Annotated in this window: 5 protein-coding genes; 3 read left to right on the top strand and 2 right to left on the bottom strand. The window is 63.4% G+C overall.

What is annotated here, in order from left to right; translation table 11 throughout:
• Positions 1 to 58 precede the first annotated feature (58 nt).
• Positions 59 to 1405, bottom strand: a complete 1347-nt coding sequence (locus tag RBB39_RS12295) for an MFS transporter (RefSeq protein ID WP_239452488.1) — start codon at positions 1403 to 1405, stop codon at positions 59 to 61.
• 1174 nt (positions 1406 to 2579) lie between these two features.
• Between RBB39_RS12295 and RBB39_RS12290 the strand changes: the two genes are divergently transcribed.
• Both RBB39_RS12290 and RBB39_RS12285 read left to right on the top strand, forming a co-directional pair.
• Positions 2580 to 4229 (top strand): sodium:proline symporter, encoded by a 1650-nt coding sequence (locus tag RBB39_RS12290; protein WP_045990958.1) that lies wholly within the window; start codon positions 2580 to 2582, stop codon positions 4227 to 4229.
• A gap of 54 nt (positions 4230 to 4283) precedes the next feature.
• A complete protein-coding gene (locus RBB39_RS12285) occupies positions 4284 to 4412 on the top strand; it encodes a putative transporter small subunit (RefSeq protein WP_239452487.1) in 129 nt (42 codons plus the stop codon).
• A gap of 124 nt (positions 4413 to 4536) precedes the next feature.
• Here the strand turns inward: RBB39_RS12285 and kdgR are convergent, their stop codons facing one another.
• Entirely contained in the window at positions 4537 to 5322 is a 786-nt protein-coding gene (gene kdgR / locus RBB39_RS12280) for a DNA-binding transcriptional regulator KdgR (RefSeq protein WP_045990932.1), read from the bottom strand.
• A gap of 87 nt (positions 5323 to 5409) precedes the next feature.
• Here kdgR and RBB39_RS12275 point away from each other — a divergent pair, with 87 nt between their 5' ends.
• Positions 5410 to 6156: a hypothetical protein gene (locus RBB39_RS12275; RefSeq protein ID WP_045990931.1), complete on the top strand. Its 747-nt coding sequence runs from the start codon at positions 5410 to 5412 to the stop codon at positions 6154 to 6156.
• Positions 6157 to 6242: the final 86 nt, after the last annotated feature.

The following is a 6242-nucleotide window of genomic DNA, read 5'->3' as shown; positions in this document are numbered from 1 at the left end:
GCTGGCGGGGAAAAACGACGGTAGGCGTGTTCTGGTGGGCGCGTTCGGCAGGGGCCTGTCAGCTGCGCTCGGGTTCGGCGGCGCTCACCTGACCTTCCTCCAGGGAGGACTCCTCGTCTGCTTCCATGAGTTCCAGGTCGAGTTGCACCGGATCGTCGGCCGCTTCCTCGACCCAGGTCGCCCCCAGGGAGGCGGTGCCGGCGGGGACCGCGACATAGTGGCCGTGGGTGTCCGAGGGCTGGTTCGGATAGCGCCACAGGCAGTAGCCGCCGAAGACCACGATAAGCGCGTGGATCAGCGCCAGGTCCCACAGAAAGCCGGCAGAGCCCAGCAGGTCCATCAATAGCCCCGTGCTTAGCGGGCCGAGGATGGCGCCGATGCCGAGCGCCAGCACCAGACTGCTGCTGGCGGACACCGTCTGCTGTGGCGTCAGGACGTCATTGGCGCAGGCGAGAAACAGTGAATAGAGCGTCAGGGTGGTGCCACCCAGCAGCACGCCGAGCAGCGTCAGCGCATGGCTTGCGCCCTGGTCGAACAGCAGCCCGGCCAGCGAGAAGGCGGTGGCCAGGGCGGCGACGATGAGGATCACCCATTGGCGATCGGTCTTGTCGGAGAGCTTGCCTAGGGGCCATTGAAACAGCGCCCCACCGAGGATGAATGCCCCCATGAAGGCGGCGATCTGGTGGGTTTCCAGCCCATGGTTGGCGGCAAACACCGCGCCCATGCCAAACACCGTGCCGTTGGCGATCCCGGTCAGCAGGCAACCGAGGGTGCCCAGCGGCGACAGTCGATACAGGCGCAGCAGGTTCATCGCCTCGGGCTGGCTGGTGTCCGGCTGGGGGGTGTAGCTCAACAGGATCGGCACCAGCGCCAGCGACATCAGTATCGAGACGATCAAGAACAGCAGGATGCCGCTGGGGTCGGCCACGTTCAGCAGCAACTGGCCGCCGCCCATGCCGAGATAGCTGATGACCATGTAGAACGCCAGCAGACGCCCGCGCAGGTGGTTGCTGGCGTGGCCGTTGAGCCAGCTTTCGGTCACCACGTAGAGCCCGGCGTAGGCGAAGCCGGTCATCAACCGCATCGCCGCCCACACCCAGGGGTCGATGAACATGACGTGGACCAGGATGGCGATGGAGGTGATCGAGGCCAGGGCGGCGAACACCCGGATATGGCCGACGTCGCGAAGCTTGCGTGGGGTCAGGGTGGAGCCGGCCAGAAAGCCGACGAAGTAGGCCGACATCACCAGCCCGGTGACCGTGTTGCCGAAGGATTCCTCGGCGGCGCGCACCCCGAGCAGGCTGCCCTGCAGGCCATTGCCGAGCATCAGCAGGCCGACGCCGAGCAGCAGCGCCCAGAGGCTCCAGGCCGCCGACAGGGTGGAAGTGGGAGTCGATGTGGTCACGGCGGCCTCGCTTGTCCGGGGAGGGGGCGACGGAAGTCTGTTGTCGTCTGGGGTACCGCGGCGCCAGTCCATCGCCGCCGCCGCTAATCGTCAGTGTGTCCGGCGTACCGCTGATCGGCAAGGGGCGCCATGTTGTTGCCGGCAAGGCATCGTTTGACGCTCTGCCACGAATGACCGAACTCATCTTGGCCGTCCAGCACGCTGACCCGACGACGACTCCATCGCATCGTAGTTGGTCGAACTCGCGGCCGTAACCGACGCGCACCAGGCGCAAGTGGGTAGTCTGTCGCGTGCGAGCAATCATCCCGGGGACGTCGACTTCAACGCTATCGTTCGTTTGATTTTTTCTGGTGTGTCCGTCTATTGCCGAAGCAGATTCAGGGGGCGTTACTGGGTTTAATGCAGGAAAGGTTACGCCGCGAGCCGAGAGAATTTCGCTATCTTGACGTCTGGTCGAAAATGGGTAAATTATCCTTCGTCCGCCTGATTGGACATTTTCTGCACAGCACAGTAGGGTATGTGCGCCGCAGCGATGGTTTTATCCCGCCTTTTACAGGCCTCACGTCGCTCTGAACGCCGAGCCCTTATCCTGGCTCGCGATCCGATGCCAAGCTGGCGTTATACCGCCAGGAGAAGTGCCATCGCTGGATGGATGTGGCACCTTCCCGACTGGATTACCCCGGGGCCAATGGCCCGGCGGGGACCTGTTTGTCTTGTCTAATGCTGTTCCTGCGTTGTCGCTGGAGAGGACCGAGATGTCGCCCCACTACACCGACCAGGGCCGCTGCATGCCGCGCCGCCCGCCTCCCTGACCCACCAGTGGTCTGCTGGCGTCTTCGATACGCCCCGCCGGTTGTCGCAATGTCGGCCCGCCTGCCCCTGCTGCAATGGCTGGCCATGTGCTGCGGCGCGTCCCGACGCCTTTCTGTACCGAAAAAGCGGCAGTAATCCGTTTTATTTCGGCCCTTGAGACTTCAATGATCCCGAGGAAGCTTCGTCCTTTTCGTGGGCGGAATTCCTGTGGCGTTGTCGTGCTCGTCTAGTGAGTTTTTCGCGGTGAAGTGCCGGCATGCGCTCGCATGAACCGTCGCTCGCCTGTGTTCCACCAACAAGAGAATTGCCCTTGAATAGCGCCTCCCTCCACCAGTTTTCGACCCTGACGGTCATCCTGTTGATGATCGCTTTTTATGGCGGCACCTACCTGCTGACCCTGAGCATTCGCAAGAAGAAGGAAGACGCCGACGCCTTCATGGTCTCGAACCACCGGGTCGGCTTCGGCATCGGTGCCGCCAGCATGACGGCCACCTGGATCTGGGCCGCTTCTTTCTACGCCGCTGCCACCTCCGGCTATACCTATGGTGTGTCCGGCCCGATCCACTACGGGCTGTGGGGCGCGCTGATGATCCTGTTCATCTATCCGTTCGGCCGCCGCTTCCGGCGGCTGGCGCCCAACGCCCACACCCTGGGCGAGCTGATCCACGCGCGCCACGGCTCCTCCAGCCAGCTGATCCTGGCGCTATCGAACCTGCTGGGCAGCATCATCAGCCTGATGGTCAACTTCACCGCCGCCGGGGCGCTGGTATCGGTACTTTCGCCGCTGTCGTTCCAGGCCGGCGTCATCATCGCCGGTGTCGGGGTGCTGCTGTACACGCTGTGGTCGGGCTTCCGCGCCTCGGTGCTGACGGACTTCGCCCAACTGGTGGCGCTGATGGCGATCGCCGTGGTGATCATCCCGGCGGTGTTCTTCGCCATGGGCGGGCCCACTGAACTGGTGGCCGGGCTCGACAACCTCACCGCCGAGCAGGCCAACTTCTTCTCGATGGACGCCATCCTCAATCAGGGCGCACCCTTCTTTGTCGCGGTGCTGGCCTATGCCATCGGTAACCAGACCATCTCCCAGCGTCTGTTCGCGGTGAACGAGGACCACATCAAGCCGACTTTCCTCACCGCCACCGTGGGCTACGGTGCCATCGTCATCGGCCTTGGCATGATCGGCCTGATGGCGTTGACCCTGGGGGTCGAGCCGCTCAACGGTGACATGAACAACCTGATCCCGCAGATGGTGTCCAGCTACCTGCCGCCGGTGTTCATCGCTGCCTTCTTTATTCTGGTGATCGGTTCGCTGTCCTCGACCGCCGATTCCGACCTGTCGGCGCTGTCGGCGATCATGATGGCCGACGTCTACGGCAAGAACATCGCTCGAGGCAAGGCCGACCCCCGCCGCATGCTGCTGGTAGGGCGCATCACCATGATCGTGGCCACCGCCATCGGTATCGTCTTCGCCAGCTTCTCGCTGGATATCCTGGTGATGCTGGTCTTCGTCGGGGCACTGTGGGGGGCCATTGTCTTCCCGGTGATCGCCAGTTGCTTCTGGAGCCGGGTCACCAACGCGGCCTTCACCACCTCGGTGCTGGTGGCCATGGTGACCTTCTGCGTGGCGCGTTTTGAATGGCTGCCGATGACCGGTGTGGCCGGCCTTGGCTTCGAGTTCCTGGCCAGCATCGGTGGTGGCATCATCATCGCGCTGATGGTGTTCGGCTTCCTCGGCCGCGTGGCCGGCGCCGTCGCCGGGCTCGCTGCCTTTGTCGCCATGCTGGTGTTCGCCACCGGTTTCCTCAGGGAGTACACGGTGCTGCTGGCCTCGCTGACCGCCTACGGCACCAGCACCCTGGTGTGCGTGGTGATGAGCCTGGCCAGCCGCGAGCGGTTCGACTTCGACACCATCGCCGAGCGGGTCGGCAACTATGATGCCGCCGAGGCCGCGACGGTAGCCGGCGAGCACCCGTCCAAGCCCGCCCCGGCAGGACTTGCGACCCAGCGCTGAACCCTTGTTTGACGGGCGCCGCAGGCTGGCGGCGCCCACCGACGGAGATTCCCCATGACCCTGCTTTTTGGCTTTTACGTATTGGTCTGGCCTGCGCTCACCCTGGGCGTGCTGCTGCTGATCTGCCGCGCCGTTGCCCGCGATCGTCGTGAGGCGAAAAAGGGCCACCGCGCCCTGGTGTGAGACGCAACTCGCACTGACCCGTTGCGATACCTGACCTCGATGCGAGGGACAGGCCGCAACCAAAGAAGCCGCCCCTTGGGGCGGCTTCTTTCGTCATGGCAGGCGGCAGGGCAGGGAGGTCGCGTCAGCGCCGCGCCAGGTAGCCCAGGTTGCCCGAAATGTTGCGACCGGCCTCGACCAGAATGCGCTTGTACTCCGAGGTCTTGTCCTGGTGGTAGCGGATGCTCGGGATCGACATGCTCAGGGCGGCGATGGCGCGCCCGGTGTGATCGAAGATCGGGGTGGCGAAGCAGCAGACGCCTTCATCCATCTCTTCGAGATCCTCGGACAGCTCGCTCTCGGCGATCTCGGCCAGCTCTTCGCGCAGTGCCGCTTCGGTGGTCACGGTGTTCTGGGTGCGTGGTTCGAACTTGACGTTCGCGAGCAGGGCGTCGAGCTGCGCCGGGGGCAGGTGGGCCAGCAGGGCCTTGCCGATGGAATTGGTGTAGGCCGGGCTACGGTCGCCGATGCGGGTGTGAATGCACAGGTTGAATTGAGAGTTGTACTTGTGTACGTAGATCACTTCGGCGGTGGTGGTGTCCAGGGTGCCCAGGTGCACGGCTTCGCGGGTCAGTTCGGACAGCGCCGCCATGTCGGGATCGGCCATCTTGATCAGGTCGGCCTTGCCGAGCGCTGAACTGCCAAGCGCAAAGACCTTCATCGTCAGCCGGTATTTCTCGCTTTCCGGATTCTGGGCGATGTAGCCCAGGTTCTTGAGCGTCTGCACAAAGCGATAGGCGGTGCTCTTTGACATCACCGCGCGTTGGGACAGCACCGCCAGGCTGGATTCTCCACCCTCATCCAGAGCCTCCAGGATCGCCATGACCTTGAGTACCGCTGTGACGTTGTCGACCTTCGCTTCAGTAGCCATAGGGCCAAGATTCCAGAAATTGTGAAATAGGGTTTTATCTCTTGGTTTCGAGTTATACGTCTTTAGTCGTATGTCTGCAATATTCGGATGAGCTACGGCAGGTTCACCCAACTCTTCTATGTGGTGAGCCAGATCCTTCTCACCCTGATGACTGCTTCCATCGCGCTCTATGGCGTGTCGCTGTTTCTCGGCGCGGTGTTCGATGTTCGGGTGGCCTTCGTCACCCTGGTGATCGGTGCCGTCATCATCGTGACGTTGGCCATCGCCCTGGGCCAGGTCCACCACCTCAGCCTGTTCGACATCATGGTGATGTTCGGGGTGATCTTCCAGATGCCGCTGGCGCTGCCGGCCATGCTGTCCATCGCCAGGACCGGCGCCCCTGACTGGGCCGGTTGGGGCGGGGTGCTGGTGGGTATCCTGGTGACCACCACGAGCTATCTGTGGCTCGACGTCGAGGCGTTCGGCCAATGGCTCGGCCTGCCGTCGATCCATCCCTCCCAACTGGTCGATATCAAGCTCGCGGTCTCGCTGACGCTGCAGGTCGTCAGCGTGGTGGGTTTCGTCTACCTGGCGCGTTTCGTCCATGCACCACCCAGAAGCACCGCCCGCCAGGCAGAGGTCGACGAGTTGTTTGCCCGGCTGGAGCGTCCGGTGGCCGCGGACACCACGCCGGACAGCGGTGGGCCGTCGCGCAAGCTGGCGCCGCGACTGGTGCGGTACGTCGCACTGGTATCGCTGCTGTTGGCGGTACTCGCCGATACCTGGCTCGGCGCAGGCTTCTTTATGATCGTGGCCGTGTGTCAGTTGGTTGTCTCGCGACTGCTGAAGCAATAGAGGTTATCGCCAGGCCATCACGAGCAAATTTCATCCGGCTGGCCAAGACGTCGCCGGGGGAAAACTGGATAATGCGCCCCAAAGGC

Source organism: Halomonas sp. MMSF_3323, from assembly GCF_030733595.1.
GTDB lineage: Bacteria > Pseudomonadota > Gammaproteobacteria > Pseudomonadales > Halomonadaceae > Halomonas > Halomonas litopenaei.
The sequence above is the reverse complement of the archived record's forward strand: the minus strand, read 5'-3'. Positions and strand labels throughout refer to the sequence as shown.

Excerpts from the sequence above, each read along its gene's own strand:
- RBB39_RS12290 (WP_045990958.1), top strand. The coding sequence starts at position 2,580 with ATGATCGCTTTTTATGGCGGCACCTACCTGCTGACCCTGAGCATTCGC.
- RBB39_RS12285 (WP_239452487.1), top strand. The coding sequence starts at position 4,284 with ATGACCCTGCTTTTTGGCTTTTACGTATTGGTCTGGCCTGCGCTCACC.
- kdgR (WP_045990932.1), bottom strand. The coding sequence starts at position 5,322 with ATGGCTACTGAAGCGAAGGTCGACAACGTCACAGCGGTACTCAAGGTC.
- RBB39_RS12275 (WP_045990931.1), top strand. The coding sequence starts at position 5,410 with ATGAGCTACGGCAGGTTCACCCAACTCTTCTATGTGGTGAGCCAGATC.